General features: G+C 65.2%; 18 protein-coding genes and 1 tRNA gene. 10 read left to right on the top strand and 9 right to left on the bottom strand.

Going from position 1 to position 17,408, the window contains the following annotated elements; all coding sequences use genetic code 11:
- Positions 1–142: 142 nt before the first annotated feature.
- Positions 143–233: transfer RNA gene (locus tag WFP39_RS12795), tRNA-Ser, on the bottom strand.
- A 204-nt stretch (positions 234–437) separates the two neighbouring features.
- Between WFP39_RS12795 and WFP39_RS12790 the strand changes: the two genes are divergently transcribed.
- The 3 genes from WFP39_RS12790 (at position 438) to WFP39_RS12780 (ending at position 2,241) form a co-directional block, all read left to right on the top strand.
- Positions 438–842, top strand: coding sequence for a metallopeptidase family protein (locus WFP39_RS12790; RefSeq protein ID WP_336920117.1), 405 nt, complete (start codon positions 438–440; stop codon positions 840–842).
- 107 nt (positions 843–949) lie between these two features.
- Positions 950–1,909, top strand: a complete 960-nt coding sequence (locus WFP39_RS12785; protein ID WP_336920116.1) for a peptidylprolyl isomerase — start codon at positions 950–952, stop codon at positions 1,907–1,909.
- Complete coding sequence (locus tag WFP39_RS12780) at positions 1,906–2,241, top strand: DUF1905 domain-containing protein (RefSeq protein WP_336920115.1); 336 nt, start codon at positions 1,906–1,908, stop codon at positions 2,239–2,241. Before WFP39_RS12785 ends, WFP39_RS12780 begins: the two co-directional genes overlap by 4 nt.
- 136 nt (positions 2,242–2,377) lie before the next feature.
- On the opposite strand, the gene WFP39_RS12775 is transcribed toward WFP39_RS12780, so the two are convergent.
- Positions 2,378–4,459: a RelA/SpoT family protein gene (locus WFP39_RS12775; protein ID WP_336920114.1), complete on the bottom strand. Its 2,082-nt coding sequence runs from the start codon at positions 4,457–4,459 to the stop codon at positions 2,378–2,380.
- 97 nt (positions 4,460–4,556) lie between these two features.
- Here WFP39_RS12775 and gntA point away from each other — a divergent pair, with 97 nt between their 5' ends.
- Positions 4,557–5,264 (top strand): guanitoxin biosynthesis heme-dependent pre-guanitoxin N-hydroxylase GntA, encoded by a 708-nt coding sequence (gntA, locus tag WFP39_RS12770; RefSeq protein ID WP_336920113.1) that lies wholly within the window; start codon positions 4,557–4,559, stop codon positions 5,262–5,264.
- The gene (locus WFP39_RS12765; RefSeq protein WP_336920112.1) at positions 5,261–5,854 is read left to right on the top strand and encodes an urea carboxylase-associated family protein; all 594 of its coding nucleotides are present in this window, start codon (positions 5,261–5,263) and stop codon (positions 5,852–5,854) included. Before gntA ends, WFP39_RS12765 begins: the two co-directional genes overlap by 4 nt.
- Here WFP39_RS12765 and WFP39_RS12760 read toward each other — a convergent pair.
- Complete coding sequence (locus WFP39_RS12760; protein WP_336920110.1) at positions 5,851–7,782, bottom strand: M1 family metallopeptidase; 1,932 nt, start codon at positions 7,780–7,782, stop codon at positions 5,851–5,853. The two genes, WFP39_RS12765 and WFP39_RS12760, sit on opposite strands and share 4 nt — an antisense overlap.
- A gap of 176 nt (positions 7,783–7,958) precedes the next feature.
- Between WFP39_RS12760 and WFP39_RS12755 the strand changes: the two genes are divergently transcribed.
- Positions 7,959–8,843 carry a hypothetical protein gene (locus tag WFP39_RS12755; RefSeq protein WP_336920108.1) on the top strand — a complete coding sequence of 295 codons (885 nt, stop codon included), beginning with the start codon at positions 7,959–7,961 and terminating at the stop codon, positions 8,841–8,843.
- A gap of 37 nt (positions 8,844–8,880) precedes the next feature.
- Here the strand turns inward: WFP39_RS12755 and hemF are convergent, their stop codons facing one another.
- Positions 8,881–9,738 carry an oxygen-dependent coproporphyrinogen oxidase gene (gene hemF, locus WFP39_RS12750; protein ID WP_336920107.1) on the bottom strand — a complete coding sequence of 286 codons (858 nt, stop codon included), beginning with the start codon at positions 9,736–9,738 and terminating at the stop codon, positions 8,881–8,883.
- 45 nt (positions 9,739–9,783) lie between these two features.
- Here hemF and pdeM point away from each other — a divergent pair, with 45 nt between their 5' ends.
- From pdeM to WFP39_RS12735, 3 genes are all read left to right on the top strand, one after another.
- Positions 9,784–10,521, top strand: a complete 738-nt coding sequence (pdeM, locus tag WFP39_RS12745; protein ID WP_336920106.1) for a ligase-associated DNA damage response endonuclease PdeM — start codon at positions 9,784–9,786, stop codon at positions 10,519–10,521.
- Between the two features lie 117 nt (positions 10,522–10,638).
- Positions 10,639–11,160 carry a translation initiation factor IF-3 gene (gene infC / locus WFP39_RS12740; protein WP_336920105.1) on the top strand — a complete coding sequence of 174 codons (522 nt, stop codon included), beginning with the start codon at positions 10,639–10,641 and terminating at the stop codon, positions 11,158–11,160.
- 43 nt (positions 11,161–11,203) lie between these two features.
- Positions 11,204–12,658 carry an SLC13 family permease gene (locus WFP39_RS12735; protein WP_336920104.1) on the top strand — a complete coding sequence of 485 codons (1,455 nt, stop codon included), beginning with the start codon at positions 11,204–11,206 and terminating at the stop codon, positions 12,656–12,658.
- On the opposite strand, the gene WFP39_RS12730 is transcribed toward WFP39_RS12735, so the two are convergent.
- Both WFP39_RS12730 and WFP39_RS12725 read right to left on the bottom strand, forming a co-directional pair.
- Positions 12,655–13,506 (bottom strand): sensor histidine kinase, encoded by an 852-nt coding sequence (locus tag WFP39_RS12730; RefSeq protein WP_336920102.1) that lies wholly within the window; start codon positions 13,504–13,506, stop codon positions 12,655–12,657. The two genes, WFP39_RS12735 and WFP39_RS12730, sit on opposite strands and share 4 nt — an antisense overlap.
- 90 nt (positions 13,507–13,596) lie before the next feature.
- Positions 13,597–14,130: a J domain-containing protein gene (locus WFP39_RS12725; RefSeq protein WP_336920100.1), complete on the bottom strand. Its 534-nt coding sequence runs from the start codon at positions 14,128–14,130 to the stop codon at positions 13,597–13,599.
- Positions 14,131–14,332: 202 nt separating this feature from the next.
- Between WFP39_RS12725 and WFP39_RS12720 the strand changes: the two genes are divergently transcribed.
- Positions 14,333–14,506 (top strand): hypothetical protein, encoded by a 174-nt coding sequence (locus tag WFP39_RS12720; protein WP_336920099.1) that lies wholly within the window; start codon positions 14,333–14,335, stop codon positions 14,504–14,506.
- Between the two features lies 1 nt (position 14,507).
- Here the strand turns inward: WFP39_RS12720 and pal are convergent, their stop codons facing one another.
- From pal to WFP39_RS12705, 3 genes are all read right to left on the bottom strand, one after another.
- Positions 14,508–15,029 (bottom strand): peptidoglycan-associated lipoprotein Pal, encoded by a 522-nt coding sequence (gene pal, locus WFP39_RS12715; protein WP_336920098.1) that lies wholly within the window; start codon positions 15,027–15,029, stop codon positions 14,508–14,510.
- A gap of 90 nt (positions 15,030–15,119) precedes the next feature.
- Complete coding sequence (gene tolB / locus WFP39_RS12710) at positions 15,120–16,490, bottom strand: Tol-Pal system beta propeller repeat protein TolB (protein ID WP_336920096.1); 1,371 nt, start codon at positions 16,488–16,490, stop codon at positions 15,120–15,122.
- 3 nt (positions 16,491–16,493) lie between these two features.
- Positions 16,494–17,390, bottom strand: a complete 897-nt coding sequence (locus WFP39_RS12705) for an energy transducer TonB (RefSeq protein ID WP_336920094.1) — start codon at positions 17,388–17,390, stop codon at positions 16,494–16,496.
- Between the last annotated feature and the right edge of the window lie 18 nt (positions 17,391–17,408).

Raw genomic sequence — 17,408 nt, 5'->3', positions numbered from 1 at the left:
GGTCGAGAGAAAAAGGGCGGAGAGAGAACGCTCAAAGCCGAGTGTGCCGACGTCGCAGTTCAGAGGTTCGCGCCCGAACCGCGCGGTTCCTTGGCGTTTCAGCGCCGCGTCCGCGTGCGGAGAACGTTCGACAGGGTAGAAATGGCGGAGCGGGAGGGATTCGAACCCTCGATACGGTTTTGCCGTATACACACTTTCCAGGCGTGCGCCTTCGACCACTCGGCCACCGCTCCGTTGCCTCTTCAGGCGAGGCGTGCCCTAGTCCTGCTTTGCGCTGCGCGCAAGGCGTGCGCGTTGGAAGCTTTCGCTTCCGCCTGCGCTGCGCTGCGGCCCGACCACTCGGCCACCGCTCCGCATGCCTGTCTTGAACAGAGGCGGCTCCCTAGCTGGCCGTGCAGCGGATGACAAGCACAAGCGCCGCCCCTATCTCTGTGCCCATGACACGCGTTTTCGGGGAAGCCCCCTCCGCCGCCGAAATGGAAGCCCTGGCCCGCGCTGCGCTGGCGCGCCTGCCCGCGCAATTCCGTGCGCATCTGGACGACGTCGTGATCGCGGTGGAGGATTTTGCCGAGGACGCGCTGCTCGACGAAATGGGCATTGAAAGCCCGTTCGATCTGACCGGCGTGTATGAAGGCCTGCCCGTTGGCATGCGCAGCATCGACCATTCGGGCACGCTGCCCGACCGTATCCGCCTGTTCCGCCTGCCAATCCTGCTCGAATGGTGCGAGCGCGGGGACGAGACGCTGGAGCATCTGGTGGCGCATGTGCTGATCCACGAAATCGGCCACCATTTCGGCCTGTCCGATGACGATATGCACGCGCTGGAAGAGATGGCGGGGTAGACACCGCAAACAAGACCTTGCGAGGATCGTCGCAACGAAGCAGTCTGCAACCGCGCAGCAAAGCTCTGGATTGCTTGGCTTTGTTCGCAGCAACGAAAGGCAGTTTCATGCGTTTGCTTGCCGCCCTGTTCCTCGCCGCTCCTGCCGCCGCGCAAGAGGCCGATCCGGTCACGCCCGCCTCCATCGTGGCTGAATCTGCGCCCGAAGAATGGGTGGCCATCGCCCCGCAAGACCTGCTGGTGATGGAGCTTGCCCCCGATGCGCAAGGGCGCGTGCGTCAGGTGGTGATCCAGTTGTTGCCCCCTCCCTTCAGCCAGCCGTGGGTGGAGAATATCCGCACGCTTGCCCGCGCCCACTGGTGGGACGGAACAAGCGTGTACCGCGTGGTCGATAACTGGGTAGCGCAATGGGGCGGCGGCGAGGGAGAGGAGTTTGCCGAAAAGCCGCTGTCCGAAGGGGTGGTGTCGCCCGACGCCCCTTATGCGGCCGATGGTGTGCACCGGATGATCGACCATGCTCTGGGTGAGCAAGTCGCAATCTTCGAGCAAGTTTTCGGCACCAGAATCGCATGGCCATTCGGCAAGGATGCCTATGCGCCGCATGCCTTTATCCTGCGCGGATGGCCGCTTGCCGCCGATGATATGCGCCTGAACGCCTGGCCCGTCCATTGCTACGGCCATGTCGGCGTGGCGCGCGATCTGGCGCCCGATACCGGCACCGGGGCAGAGCTTTACGCCGTGATCGGCCATGCGCCGCGCCAGCTCGATCGCAACATTGCCGTGATTGGCCGGGTGATCGAAGGGATCGCGCATCTCTCCACTTTGCCGCGCGGCACGGGGGATGCGGGGGTTTACGAAACCCGCGCCGAGGATACGCCGATCCTGTCGGTGCGGCTGGGCAGCGACCTGTCCGATCCGCCCGCGTTTGAATATCTTTCCACCACAAGCGCCAGCTTCGCCCGCTATGTCGCCAGCCGCGCCAACCGCAACGATGCCTTCTACACCGTGCCTGCGGGCGGGGTGGACATATGCAATGTGCAGGTGCCGATCCGGCGCACCCGCGAATGAGCGAGACGGTGCACCATTCCGGCCTGCTGTGGCGCTGGGCAGGGGCAGACGGGTCGGGAAGCTGGCATTTTGTGACCTTGGATGGCGATGCGGGCAATGCCATTGCCGCGCATGAAGCGATGCGGCGGCTGGAACTGGGCGCAGGCGCGGCAAGAAATCGGGGCTTCGGCTCGGTCAAGGTTGAAGCGCGCATTGGCGCAACGTGCTGGCGCACATCGGTGTTTCCCAGCACAGCGCAGGGTGGATATCTGTTGCCAGTAAAACAGGCGGTGCGCCGCGCCGAGGATCTGGCCGAAGGGGATGCGGTGCAGGTTTCGCTGGAATTGCTCTAGCCTTGCCGGGCACTGGCACCATCCCCGCCCCTGCCCCGTTCGTGTCGAGCGAAGTCGAGACACCTGCGCAAGGCATCTCGACTGCGCTCGATGCGAACGGAAAGCTAAAATCGCATGGCCACCGGCGGGCCGCTGCCTAAACCCGCTCTGCCTCGGCTACGCTGTCGCTGGCGCGCAAGCTGGATACGATGCGCGTGATATGCGCCAGATCCTGCACTTCCAGATCCACCGCATAGGTGTGGAAGGGATCGTCGCGTTGGGTGAGCACGATGTTCATCACATTGGCGTTGTTGCGCGCAAAGGTGCCCGCCATTTCCGCCAATGTCCCCGGCCGGTTATACAGCGTGACGTTGAGCCGCCCCACCGCGCCGCGCGAATGTTCCCCCCAGGACAGGTCGACCCAATCGGCATCTTCGCCATTGGCGAGTTCGCGGCAATCGATGGCGTGCACTTCCACCCCCTTGCCGGGGCGGCGCAGGCCCACGATCCGGTCGCCCGGCAGCGGGTGGCAACATTCGGCCAGTTGAAAGCCCATCCCCGGCGTCAGCCCCTTGATGCTGATCGCACGGGCAATATGCGGTTCGTCGGGCAGATCGGCGGTGGAGCCGGGAACAAGTGCTTCCATCACTTCGCGGTCGGACAATTTGGCCGAACCGATGGCGACCATCAGGTCTTCCTCGTCCTCCATCTCCAGCCGCTTCACCGCATCCTTGATGCCTTTCTTGCCCACCTTGGCAGGCAGGCGTTCGACGATATCCTCGAACAGCTTGGCGCCGATCTCGGCAATTTCGGCGCGTTCCTTCTGCCGCACCGCGCGGCGGATGGCGGCGCGCGCCTTGCCGGTAACGACAAAGCCCAGCCACGACAATTGCGGGCTGGCGGTTGGGCTCTTGATGATTTCCACCACATCGCCATTGCCCAGCGGGGTGCGCAGCGGCACATGGCGGCCGTTGATCTTCGCCCCCACCGTCTGCGCGCCCAGATCGGTGTGCACGGCAAAGGCAAAATCCACCGCAGTCGCCCCGCGCGGTAATTGGAACAGCGCGCCCTTGGGGGTGAAGGCGAAGATGCGGTCCTGGTAGATCGCCAGCTTGGTGTGTTCGAGCAGTTCCTCGGCATCGTGGCTGGCATCGACAATCTCGATCAGATCGCGCAGCCAGCCAACCTGCCCGTCGGGCCGCCCTTCCTGCTTGTAGGCCCAATGCGCCGCCAGCCCGAATTCGTTGGTGCGGTGCATTTCGCGGGTGCGGATCTGCACCTCCACACGCATCGATCCGGCATGGATCAACGTGGTGTGCAGCGATTTGTATCCGTTGGATTTGGGGGTGGAGATGAAATCCTTGAACCGGCCGGGCACCATCTGCCAGGTGGTGTGCAGCACGCCCAAGGCGCGGTAGCAATCCTCCACATTGTCGGCCAGCACGCGGAAGGCCATGATATCGGTGATTTGTTCGAAGGAGACATGGCGTTCGGCCATCTTCTTCCAGATCGAATAGGGGTGCTTTTCGCGGCCCCATACCTCCACCTGCAAGCCCGCCTCGGCCAGCGCCTGCTTGATCTTGAGCGCGATGGCATCGACTTGCCCCGTATCGCTCGACCGGATCTGTTCCAGCCGCCCGGTGATGGTGGCATAGGCTTCGGGTTCGAGCTGCTCGAAGGCGAGCAGCTGCATCTCGCGCATATATTCGTACATCCCCACGCGCTCGGCCAGCGGGGCGTAGATATCCATCGTCTCGCGCGCGATGCGCTGGCGCTTTTCGGGCGATTTGATGAAATGCAGCGTGCGCATGTTGTGCAGCCGGTCCGCCAGCTTGACCAGCAGCACGCGGATATCTTCCGACATCGCCAGCAGGAACTTGCGCAGGTTTTCCGCCGCCCGCTCGTTCTCCGGCATCTGCTCGATCTTGGACAGCTTGGTCACGCCATCGACCAGCCGGGCGACATCGGGGCCGAATTTCAGCTCGATATCCTCGATCGTGGCGAGCGTATCTTCCACCGTATCGTGCAGCAGCGCGGTGACGATGGTTTCCTGATCGAGCTTCAGATCGGTCATCAAACCGGCCACTTCGATCGGGTGGCTGAAATAGGGATCACCGCTGGCGCGTTTTTGGCTGCCGTGCTTCTGCACGGTGTAAACATAGGCGCGGTTCAGCAACGCCTCATCCGCATCCGGATCGTAGGCCTTTACGCGTTCGACGAGTTCGTACTGGCGCAGCATGACACCAAAGATAGGCCGGAAATTGCCAAAAAACACCCGCACAAATGCGGTCCGCATCGCCAGGGGAACATTTGCTGTCGCGCATTGTTTGTACACCATGCCACCTGCCCAGCTTGCCTCTCGCCCAGCAGCGGCGTCTGCCCCGCGTGCCGATCTGCGCGCCGAGCTGGAGGATTGGATCAGCGATCGAGCCTTTCCTTGCGTGGGCGCGAAATCGGCCCTTGCCCGCCGCAGCCTGCACATGCTGCTCGCCCGCGACATCACCAGCGCGTGGAACGATGTGCAAATCCATGACGCGCTGCTTCACTGGGCATGGGAATACCGCAGCAATCCGGGCGGGCTGCGCAGCCTGGCGGTCGTGTTCGAAGGGCCGGACGACCTCACCGAAAAGCAGTTCGAGACGCATTTGTGGAACCGCCTGCAATCGCTGGCGGACAAGGATCACTGGCGCGGCCAGCCCTATGACAACCGCGTGAGCGCTGACCCCGACAGCCCGCATTTCTCGCTCAGTTTCGGGGGTGAGGCGTTTTTCGTGGTCGGCCTGCATCCACATGCCAGCCGCCCCGCCCGCCGCTTTGGCCGCCCGACACTGGTGTTCAACCTCCACGACCAGTTTGAGAAACTGCGCAAGGAAGGCCGTTACGAAAAGATGCGCGCCGCGATTCTGGAACGCGACCGCAAGCTGGCGGGCGACATCAACCCCATGCTGGCCCGCCATGGCGAGGCGAGCGAGGCGCAGCAATATTCCGGGCGCAAGGTCAGCGCCGACTGGTCGCCGCCCTTCTGCGACAAGCGCGCCCGATGACCGGCGGCATTATCCCCCCGCGCAGCGGCACCGCCTTTCATCTCGCCAAGGGGCAGGTGCTCGAAGTCACCGATGTCGAAGGCTGCCAGGTCGCTGACCTCATTGCCTATGCCGCCGGTGACACGCGCGAGGCGCTGTCGAACGGGCGCACATTCGATTACGAAGAAACGCTGAAACTGACCACGGGCAACACGCTGTGGTCGAACCGGTCGAACCCCATGCTGACAATCGTGCATGACGATGTGGGGTGCCACGATTTCCTGCTCACCCCGTGCAGCGAGGCGACATTCCGGCATTTCTATCCCGAACACCCGGCGCATCGCGGCTGCTTCGGCAATCTGGCCGAGGCACTGGCGCCCTATGGCGTCGAACCCGACAGCATCGGCACCGCGTTCAATGTGTTCATGAATGTGCCGTTTGACGGGGCAAGCGGGCGCATCAGCGTGGAGCCGCCGCCGTCGCGCGCGGGCGATTGTCTGCGGCTGGAGGCGCAGATGAATGTGGTGATCGGCCTCACCGCCTGTTCGGCCTATGCCTCGAACGGCGGCAGTTTCAAGCCGATTGGCTGGCGCATCCTTCCCGCCGCCTAGGACGCGCCGCCGCCCCCCAGCACGCTGTCGACATTGCCGCGTGTCATCGCATGGTAGCTGCCCCGCGTCCGCGCATACAGCGGGCGCGCGATCGCCATGCCCCATGCGCCCTGCTCCTGCATGGCGCGGTAAAGCGGGGTGACGAATTTGTTCCGGCCCACCCGCGTCAGGAACTCCTCGGCCTGCGGCACGGCAGGCTGATAGCGGTTCTTCAGCGCCAGTTCGAGCCAAAGGAAGCGTATCTCGTTATTGCCGGTGGCCGACAGGCCGAATGCCTCGTCCAGCGCGGCAAGCTGCGCGGCGCTGCGCTGCTGCGGCGCCTTTTGAAGGAAGCGCATCCGCTCCGCCGTGCTCCACCCGTTCCACGCGGCGGGGTTCAGCATGCCAGCGGTTGCATAGGCATCGGCGGCCGCATCCACTTCGGCAAAAGCCGCCGGATCGGGGCGCGCGGCATTGGCGGGCAGGCCGGTGCCATAGACCCATTCCTCCAGCATCAGCGCCTCGTCCAGCACCGCGTCATCACCCACCAGCTTCTCGCGCAGATCGGCAATGAACATTTCGGATGTGGCGGGCTGGAAGGCGTGCGTATCGAACCACTGGCGCAGCCACAGATCGAAACGGTCGCGCCCGATAATGGCCTCCAGCGTGTGCAGGAACAGCGCGCCCTTGTCGTAGATGATGGCCGAATCATATTCGAGCGGGTTGAGCCCGTCCGGCGTGCGCAGCGCGGTCATCGGGGAATCCGCGCCGTGGGTGGCAATCGCCTCCTCGACCGCGGCGAAGGACAATGCGCGTTCCTGCATCGCCCGCTCCGGCCCGAACACGGCTTCGGAAATGCGGCTTTCGATATAGGAGGTGACGCCCTCGTTCAGCCAGCCATCGCGCCAGCTGGCATAGGTGACCAGATTGCCCGACCAGCTATGCGCCAGTTCATGCGCGACAAGCCCGGTCAGGCTGCGGTCGCCCGCGATGAATGTGGGGGTGAGGAAAGTCATCACCGGGTTTTCCATGCCCCCATAGGGGAAGGACGGCGGCAACACGATCATGTCATACCGGCCCCAGCGGTATTCGCCGTAAAGCCCTTCGGCTGCGTCAATCATCGCTTCGGTATCGACCAGTTCCGCCTTCGCCGCCTCCAGCATGGCGGGTTCCGCCCAGACGCCCGAACGCGGGCCCAGTTCGGCAAATGCGATGTTCCCGGCGGCAATCGCGATCAGATAGGGTGCGACCGGCTTGTCCATCACGAAGCGGTAGGTGTGCTGCGCGGTGCCATCGGCGGCGGCGGGCGCATCTTCGGCCTCGCCCTGGATGATGCCGCTCATCACCACTTTCAGATCGGCGGGCAGCGTGATGCGCGCATCCCATGTCTGGCGGATGCCGGGGCTGTCCTGCGTCGGGATCCAGCTGCGGTTGAGGATTGCCTGCCCCTGGCTGAACAGGAAGGGATGCGTGCCGTTCGCGGTCTGCTCCGGACTGAGCCATTGCAGCGCCTCGGCATTCGGGGCGGCGGAATAGGTGATGGTGATCTGCCGCGCATCGCCGATTGCCACGGTCAGCGGCTCGCCCTTGCCTTCGACCGGCGCGCCCTTTTCCCATGCGAGCTCGCGGCCGCCCGCTGCGGTGATGCTGCCGATTTCCAGCCCGTTCGAATCGAGGATGATTTCCTGCGCCCCGTCCGCCGCCGCAATATCGAGCGTGGCGGTGCCCGAAATGTCCTGCGCGGCGAAATCCAGCGTCAGGTCGAGCGCAACATGGGTGACGCGGGCCACGTTGGGCTGCGCAAAGGTGTAATCATCAAACGCCTGTTCGGTGGTGTGGATCGGGGCAACCATCCGCTCTGCCGGGGCGTCCGAACAGGCGGCAAGCGCGGCAAGGTTCACGGCGGCGATCGCGGCAAGCAGGCGCATCAGGATGGCTCCGGTCAGCAAGGTGTCGGCATGGGAAAGGGTGGACGGTTACCGATGCAACGACTGGCGCGCAAGGGCGCTGTTGACCACCGCGGGTGCGGTGCCTTGCCATTCGTCGAGGGCGATTGGCGCTTGGCCGGGGATGGCTGGCGGTTCCGCGCCAAACCTGCCAGAGCAAGAAAGGAAAGGATCACATCATGTTGACGCGCAAATCCGGTCTGGCAACGCTCGCCCGCATGGCCTGTCTTGCCGCCCTGCCGCTCGCCCCGCAGGCAGCTGCGCAGGATCGCGCCGATCCCATCGTGGTGGAAGCGGACAGGCAACAGCTCGAAGTCGATGGCGGCGAAGTGCGCTCGCAGGCGCGCGCGGTCACGCCGCGCGGCGCGGTGCTGGGGGAACCGCTGGCCCGGTTTCAGGACCCGATCTGCCCCGGCGTGTGGGGTCTCTCGGCCGCGAGTGCGCAATACATCATCGACCGCATCTACTACAACGCGGAGGCCGCCGGGATTGCCGTGGATCTGCGCGAAGGCTGCGCGGCCAATGTGATTGTCGCTTTCGTCGATGACCCGCAAGCCGAATTCGCCGACATGGTCGCAGGCCGCCACCAATTGGTGAACGGCCTCAGCTTCGACGAACGCAAACGGGTGCGCGAAACGCGCGGGCCGGTGCTCGCGTGGAATATCGTCGCCACCCGCACGCGCGACGGGCAGGATCGCGACGGGCGGCCACCGGTGTTCGAATCGACCGAAATCTCGCGCCTGAACGCGGGCACGCGGCGCGACATGCTCGCCTCGGTCATCATGCTCGATACCGATTTGCTGGAGGATCTGGACGGGCTGGCGCTGGCCGATTACGCCACGATGCGAACGTTGGCGCGCACGCGTCCGGTGGAACAGGATGCCGCCGCCTACCGCACGGTCCTGTCGCTGTTCGACGATCCGGTTCGCGCGCCCCAGTCGCTGACCGATTTCGACCGCGCCTATCTCGCCAGCCTCTATTCCGGCAGGGCGAACCAGCCGGGGCAATTGGCGCTGCGCGATATTGGCAATCGCATGGAAGCGGCCTTGCCCGAAACGCCCTAGGCGGTGCAACAAACAGCGTGGAGAGGCGGCGCGCGCCTCAGCTCCACGTCACTTCGGGCGGCAGGCTCATCAGGATGGCATCGATATTGCCGCCGGTCTTCAGCCCGAACAACGTGCCCCGGTCGTAAACCAGGTTGAATTCGACATAGCGGCCGCGCCATTCCTTCTGCGCTGCCTTGTCCTCTGGCGTCCATTCCATGCCCATGCGCTTGCGCACTAGGCGCGGAAAGACATCCAGAAACGCTTCGCCCACATCGCGGGTGAAGGCGAAATGGCGTTCGAACGCCGCATCGTCCTCGCATTCCAGATGGTCGTAGAAAATGCCCCCCACGCCGCGCGCGACATTGCGGTGCGGGATGAAAAAATACTCGTCCGCCCATTTGGAAAAGCGTTCGTAGTAGGTCGGGTTATGCGCCATGCAGGCCGCGCGAAAGCGGGCATGGAAGGCTTCGGTATCCTCGGCATAGGGGATGGGCGGGTTGAGATCCGCCCCGCCGCCGAACCAGGCCGCCTGCGTGGTGAGGAAGCGGGTGTTCATATGCACTGCGGGCACGTGCGGGTTGGCCATATGCGCGACAAGGCTGATGCCGGTGGCGGTGAATTGCGGCTGCTCGGCGCTCGCTCCGTTCACGCTGGCGGCGAATTGCGGCGCAAATTCGCCCGACACGGTAGAGACATTGACCCCCACCTTCTCGAACACGCGGCCCTTCATAACCCCGCGCACACCGCCGCCGCCGTCAGAGCCATCCTCCGTCTCGCGGTTCCACGGAATATAAGCAAAGGCTGCGTCCGATCCCGCCTCGCGCTCGATCGCTTCGAACTCGGCGCAGATGCGGTCGCGCAAGGCTTCGAACCAGTGGCGGGCAGCGGCGGTCTGGGCGGTCCAATCGGTCATGCAAACTCCCTTGCCAAAGCCGGGCGATCACGGCAAGAGCGGGCCATGGTTCCCGTTTCGTTCACATTCGGCTTCTGCGGGGAAGAGCTGGCGCTCGTGCCGTGCCCGCAAAGCGGCGCGGCGGGATCGCGGGCGCTGTTCTGGCCGCGGGAAAACGCGCTGCTGGTGGCAGATCTGCATCTGGAAAAGGCCAGCTTTTTTGCCCGGACGGGGCAGTTCCTCCCGCCATATGACAGCCGCGAAACGCTCGAACGGCTGGCGGCGGCGATCAGGGCAACCGGCGCGCGGCGCGTCTATACACTGGGCGACAATTTCCACGATGCGGGCGGAGCCGCGCGGCTGGAAAGGCACGCGGCCGGAATGCTCGACGCGCTGACCCGGTCGCTGGATTTCGTGTGGGTGACGGGGAATCATGACCGGGGGCACGGCAAAAGCCCGTCGCAGGGGATCGGCGGCACCTTCGTGGAGGAGCTGGAGATTGCCGGCATCATCCTGCGGCACGAGGCCCTAGCGGGCGAGGTGCGGCCCGAACTGTCCGGCCATTTCCACCCGCGCCTGCAAATCAAGGTTTCGGGCCGTCACATCCGCCGCCACTGCGCGGTGCAAAGCGCGGACGGGAAAGGCGCAGGCCGTCTGATCCTGCCTGCTTTCGGCACGCTGACGGGCGGGATGGATGCGGCCGATCCGGCGATTCTGGCGGCGCTGCAACCGGCCCGGAAGATCGAGGCGCTGGTGCCTGCGGGGAAGAAGCTGGCCCGCTTCACCCTGTGGCAGGCGCAATAGGCGCGCCGATTAGCCAGCCCGCCAAGTGGCCACTAGCGCGACAGCCATTTCGCCTCTACATAGCGCGCTTCACACAACCATTTCAGGAGCACGCCCATACCTCGTCCGCCCCGCCGCATGATGGCACCGCCGGTCAAATCCGGCCCCCGTTTCGACCAGTTTATCCAGTCCGAGAAGGTTCGCGTCATTGACGAGAACGGTGAGAATCTCGGCGTCATGTATACCGATGAAGCCATCGAACAGGCAGCCAGTGTCGGGCTGAACCTGGTCGAAGTCTCGCCCAATGCGGACCCGCCGGTGTGCAAGTTCCTCGATGTCGGCAAATATCGCTACGAAGCGCAGAAGAAGGCCAACCTCGCCCGCAAGAGCCAGAAGACGCAGGAGATCAAGGAGATCAAGGTGCGTCCCAACATCGACGATCACGATTACGATGTGAAGCTCAAGGCAATGCACAAGTTCATCGAGCATGGCGATAAGGTGAAGGTGACGCTGCGGTTCCGCGGCCGTGAAATGGCGCACCAGCATCTGGGCGCGGAATTGCTGCGCCGGGTGCAGGACGACATGGCCGAAACCACCAAGGTGGAAAGCTTCCCGCGGCTGGAAGGCCGCCAGATGGTGATGGTGCTGGCGCCCAAATAAGCGCCGCATCTGCAGGAGAATCGCGCGAAAAGGGGAGCGCTGAATGACGGCCAGCCGCATCGGTTTCTGGATCGGGCTGGCAGGTTTTGCCGTAACCCTCCTCCTTCCCGCCCCCGGCACCATGCCCGTTGCTGCATGGATCGTCGCGGGCCTTGTCTGGTGGATGGCGGCATGGTGGATGACCGAAGCGGTGCCGCTGACCGCGACTGCCCTGATCCCCTTTGTCGTCCTGCCCTTTGCCGGGATATCGAGTGCGGCGGAAACCGCCTCGACCTATTATTCGGACATCCTGTTCCTGATACTGGGCGGCGCGTTTCTGGCGCTGGCGATTGAACGCACCGGCCTGCACCGCCGGCTGTCGCTGGCAATCCTGCGCGGCGTGGACCGCGGCGGCGGCGCAGCGCGTGGCGGGAGCGGCGCACGGCTGCTCCTCGCCTTCATGGCCAGCGCCGCGCTGCTTTCCATGCTGATATCCAACACCTCCACCGCGCTGATCATGATGCCGATGGCGCTGGCCGTGCTGGCCGCCGGCGGGGCGGGCCTGTCTGGCTCCGCTGACGAAGCGGACGGCCCACCCGGTGGTCTGGGCCTTGCGGGCGCGCTGCCAATCGGCATTGCCTTTGCCGCCAGCATTGGCGGGCTGGGCACGATTGTCGGATCGCCCACCAATGCGATTGCGGTGGGCCTGCTCGACACCACGATCGGCCTGCGCATCAGCTTTGCGCAATGGAGCGCGTTCGGCCTGCCGATTGTGCTGCTGGGCGTGCCGCTCGCCGCCTTCATCATCCACAAAGTGTGCCGCGTGGGCGAACACCGGTTCGATGTGCACGCCGCGCGCGCCGCCATCGACACGCATGCGGCGTGGACTACGCCTGAAAAGCGGCTGGTGCCGCTGGTGGCGCTGACCTTTACCGCCTGGCTGGTGCAGCCGCTGCTGATCCCGCTGCTGCCGGCCGGATCGCTGAGCGATGGCACGATCGCGGTGATCGCGGGGCTGGCGCTGTTCCTGCTGCCCGATGGGACGGGCCGCCCCCTGCTGGTGTGGAAGGAAGCCGACCGTGCGCCGTGGGGCGTCATCATGATGTTCGGCGGCGGGCTGGCGCTGGCCGCCGGCATGACCAAGAGCGGGCTGGCCGCGTGGCTGGGGCAAGCCTTGCTGCCGCTGGCGGGCGTGCCGATGGTGCTGGTGGCGCTGGCCTTGGTGGCGCTGGTGGTGCTGGTGACCGAATTTGCGAGCAATGTCGCCACCGCGAGCGGGATCATGCCGGTGGTCGCCAGCCTGGCGCTGGCGCTGGGCGGCGATCCGATGCTGCTGGCCATGCCCGCCGCCCTGGCGGCGAGCTGGGGCTTCATGCTGCCCGCGGGCACCGGCCCCAACGCGATTGCCTGGGCGACGGGCCGGGTGCGGCTTGCCAATATGGTGCGCGCAGGGGTGCTGCTCGATCTGGCGGGCGTTTTCCTGATCGTGGGCGTGTGCTGGGCGGTGGCTTCGCTCTAGGCGGCGCGCAATTCCGGCTGTTTGTTGACAGGTGATGACGCCGCTGTGTCCGCCAGCACGCGCACGGGCAGATGCACGATGAAGCTCGATCCCGTGCCTTCGCGCGACACCGCATCAATCCACCCGTCCATCAGCCGCACCAATTGCGCGCAGATGGCAAGGCCCAGCCCCGCGCCGCCGTGGCTGCGCGCAATTCCGGCATCCGCTTGCCGGTAGCGTTCGAAGATATGCCGCATCGCCGCCGGCGCGATGCCGATCCCGGTATCGGCCACTTCGATCGACAGCTGCGTTGCCAGCGCGCCTGGTTCGGCACGGGCCTGCACATGGACGTGGCCGCAATCGGTAAATTTTACCGCATTTCCGATAATGTTGAGCAGCACTTGCCGCAACCGCAGCGCGTCGCCCGCAATCAGCACGGGCACGGCGGGATCGATCGAGCAGGTGAGCGCAATCCCCTTTTCCGCAGCGCGCGGGGCGAACATCGCGGTGCAATAGGCGAGTTCGTCATGCAGGCGAACCTCGCCCATATCCAGCGTCAGACGGCCGGCCTCGGCGCGGGTGAAATCGAGAATGTCGTTGAGCAGACGCACCATCGTCTGCCCGCTCTGCGCGATATGTTCCACGCTGGCGGTCTGCGCAGGCGTCAGCGCGCCCTGCCGGCGCAGCAGATCGGCAAATCCGATCACGCCGTTGATCGGCGTGCGAATATCGTGGCTGATGCTGGCGAACAGATCGGCGCGGGCCTCCGCGTGCCGGCGCACCTGCCTGAGCAGCAGGCCGAGCGGCACTCCTGCCGCCGCCATGCCGCCCAGGAAAAGCGCGAGGGCCAGAAGCGGTTCGTCGATCATGCAGATGGTATCCCCAAGCACGGGGCGTGGTAAACGAACAGGGTGAAGCAGGCGTGACCCGGCGCCTGCGTATATTCGCCTAGGACGCGCTCACCCGCGCCATTCGCGGCGTTCCTCGGCCTGGCGCAGCACTTCATAGGCGACCTGCGCTGCCTGAAACGCCTTGGCCGCCGCCTCGTCTCCGGGGCGGACATCGGGGTGCAGTTCCTTGGCGCGTGCACGCCAGGCCTTCTTCACCTCCTCGAAACCGGCATCGACTTCGAGCCCCAGCACTTCGAGCGCGCGCATTTCATCGCGGCTGCGCGTGCCATCGCCGCTGCCGCCCCAGCCGTAATGCTGCGCCTCGGCATAGCCGGCATTGTCGCGCGCTTCGGCGCGGGCGCGCTGTTCCGCCTCTTCCTTGTCGAGGCCCTGGAAATAATCCCAGTTGCGATTGTATTCGGCCGCATGCGCCTGGCAGAAATACCAGCGTTCGCGGCTGTTGGGGCTTTTGGGCGCAGGGCAATCGCCCTTTTCGGTGCAGCCGTGACGGTCGCACAGGCGCACTTCCACCGCCTCGCGGCTGGAACCATAGCCACGCCAGCGCGGAAAACCCCAGTCCATCGACCGGCCGCCGCGCGCCATTACTTGTGCGATCCTGCTGTCATCTTCTGCCCTATACCCGCCCGGCCCGCGTGATGAAACCGCCCAAAGGCCATGCTGCACCGCACAAAGGACAGGAAGCCGTAGCGGTGTGTCTCCGATACAATTGAAGACGCAAATCTGGTTGCAATACGAAACCCAATGCCTATGTGCGGCGGGCGACTGCAAGGAAAAAGGTTTTCCCATGAGCAAACAACTGGCCGTTTCCGCCGCGTTCAGCGTGTTCGCCATGGCCGCCTTTGCCCTGTATGTCGCCCCGCTTCACGGGTTTGACGGCAACGAAAAGGGCGCGCCAGCCTATGCCAGCGCGCCCCTTGAAGGCGGAAGCCAGACGGCTTCCACCCTGATCAACCGCTAGATCAGTTGACCATGATCGTCACCGCGCGGCGGTTGCGGGCCCAGGCCTGTTCGTTCGACGCAGTGGCAACCGGGCGTTCCTCGCCATAGCTGACGGTGCGCAGGCGGCTTTCGGGCACGCCCAGGCTGACGAGGTAGTTCTTGGCCGCATTGGCGCGGCGTTCACCCAGCGCAAGGTTGTATTCGCGCGTGCCGCGTTCGTCCGCATGGCCTTCAATCGTGGCGCGGGCGGCGGTGTGCTGCAGCAGGTAATCGGCCTGCGCGCGCAGCGCGGCGGCGTCTTCGTTGTCGATGTTGAAGCGGTCGGTATCGAAATAGATCACGTCGCGCCCGTTCATCGCGGCGGCGAAATGCGCCTGCGAGCCGGCTGCCGGGCCAGCCGGGGTGACGGGTGCGGGCGTCGGGGTCGGCGTGGTGGGGCGGGCGACTTCCTGCGGCGGGGGCAGTTCTTCCACGCGGTTCTTGGAACAGGCCGACACCGTCAAGGCGGCAGCGACAACGCCAAAAAGGGCAATCTTCTTCATTTCAGACTCCTCATCTGTGTACGAAAAGAATCATTTCGTCGCGCCTGGACAACGCTTCGTCGACCTTAAGACAGACAAAATGCGGCAACTTCATGGCAAAATCGGCCCCCAGGCAGGATCAGACGCGCCAACCGGCGTATTCAGGCGGCGTTCGTTGCGCCCGGTCAGGTCCACCTGCCAAATTGCTGTTTCGCCCGAATTTCTCTCGGTACGGAAGAACTGGATGATGCGGCCATTGGGGGCCCAGGTGGGGCCTTCATCGTGCCAGGCATCGGTCAGATGGCGCATATTGCGCCCCGATGTATCCATCACCGCAATGCGGAAGTTGCCCGCGATGTGGGTAAAGGCGATCTGGTCGCCGCGCGGGCTCCATTCGGGCGTGGCGCAGCGCCCGCCAAAGAAGCTGATGCGGCGCTGGTTCGATCCGTCGGCATCCATGATATAGCATTGCTGGCTGCCCGACTGGTCGCTTTCATACACGATGTAGCGGCCATCGGGCGAGTATGAGCCACCCACCTCGATGCTGGGGCTGTTGGTCAGCCGCTGCGGCGTGCCGCCGGTGGATGGCACGCGGTAGATGTCGGTATTGCCCGCCACCGCCATCGAATAGAGGATATAGCGGCCATCCGGGCTCCAGCGCGGGGCAAAGGTGGGATTGGCGCTCTGCGTTACCAGCGTTTGCCGCCCGGTGCCCAGATCATAGACATAGATGCGCGGATTGCCGTCCGAATAGGACAGGTAGGCGATGCGCGAATAATCGGGGGAATAGCGCGGAGTGAGCGCAGTGGATTGCCCGTTGGTGATAAAGCGGTGATTGGCCCCGTCGCTATCCATGATGGCAAGGCGCTTCACCCGGTTATCCTTCGGCCCCGTTTCCGCGATATAGGCGATGCGGCTGTCAAAGAACGGGCTTTCGCCCGACAGGCGCGAATAGACGAGGTCGGCGCAGCGGTGCGCCGCGCGGCGCCAGTCGGCAGGTTCCACCACCCAGCCATCGCGCACCAATTCATCCTGCAACACCACGTCGTACAAATAGCACCCAACCGTCAGCCGCCCGTCGGAATTGGCGCGGACATAGCCTTGCACCAGCATCTCGGCATTGCGCCCCCGCCAGGTGGCCCAGGCCGGATTGGTGATCTGCGCGTAAGTGGGGCGCGGCAGCGCGTCCGGCCCCACTGGGCGGAACAGGCCATTATTGCGCAGATTGTTGAACACGATGCGCGAAATCTCGTGCCCCAGCGCGGCGGTGCCATTGGCATTGGCGGGCGTTGCCACATCGGCGTTTGTGGCAAAGCTGGCGATCGCAATGCCCAGATCCTGCCAATCCGAATCATCGGTGACGGTGCCGGTCAGCACCTCGTCCTCGGCTGGCGGCGGCGCTGCATCCTGCGCCAGCGCGGGCGCGGGGCCGAATGCCAGCACCAGCAAGGCGGCAAGGAAACCGGAGGCGGGATTACGCATGGGTCATAGCCTTCTGTCGAATGTCCAACGAAGCTTGCGCCACCTGCTGTAATGATCGGCAGGCAGGCGGAACGGAGCGGCAAGCCGGACCGCGCGCATGGCGCGTTCGGCGTGGAGACTGGCCTGCGGGCGGTTGCTGTCGGTAATGCCCGATTGCTGCACCAGCACCGGGTTGCCGCGCAAGGTTCCATCCTCGTTCAGCTCCCACTCGATGATGGTAACAAGCAGCTCCACGTCAACCCCAGACGGGGCCGACCAGTGCGGGCGCAATTGGCGCGTGACGGCGGAATTGAGCGCGGCCTGTTCCGCCGCGCCAAAGGGGGCGGCCTGCCCCCGCTCGCCCGCGCCATCCCCTACCCCGGACATGAAGTCCTGGTTGATCCGGCTTCCGGCCGCGCGCGTGGCGGTAGCGGTGGGCGCAGGCGTGGCGCGCGGCGAAGCGGTGGGGGCGGGGGTTGCCCGCTGCGTCGGTGCCGGGCTGGGCCGTGCGCTGGCGGTGGCTGTCGGCGTGGGTGTCGCGCGCCGCGTAGGTGTTGCCGTGGGCTTTGGCGTTGGCGTGGGCGTCGCACGGCGCGTAGGCGTGGCGGTTGGTGTCGGCGTGGGCCGCGCAGTCTGCACCGGGCTGGGCACCGGCGATGGCGGCGGCGCGGGCAGCACTTCGGGTTCGGGCAGGGGCGCGAGTTCCGGCGCCAGCGCGGCAGCGCTTTCGGGCGAAGGGTCGCGCGTGGTGGTCACCAGGCCCACATCTTCCGCCAGGCTCACCGTGATGCGTTCGGCCGGACGGATCGGCTCTACCGCCTTGTTGTGCAAGGCCAGCGCCAGCGCCAGCGCAATATGCGCCGTGCCGGCCACCAACAGGCCGATGCGTTCTTCGCGCGTAAGGTTGGCGAGCGGTGCCATCACAATCGGGATCCTTGC

It is taken from the genome of Alteraurantiacibacter lauratis, assembly GCF_037154155.1.
GTDB lineage: Bacteria > Pseudomonadota > Alphaproteobacteria > Sphingomonadales > Sphingomonadaceae > Alteraurantiacibacter > Alteraurantiacibacter lauratis.
Note: the sequence above shows the minus strand (reverse complement) of the source record. Positions and strands in the feature narration are given on the sequence as shown.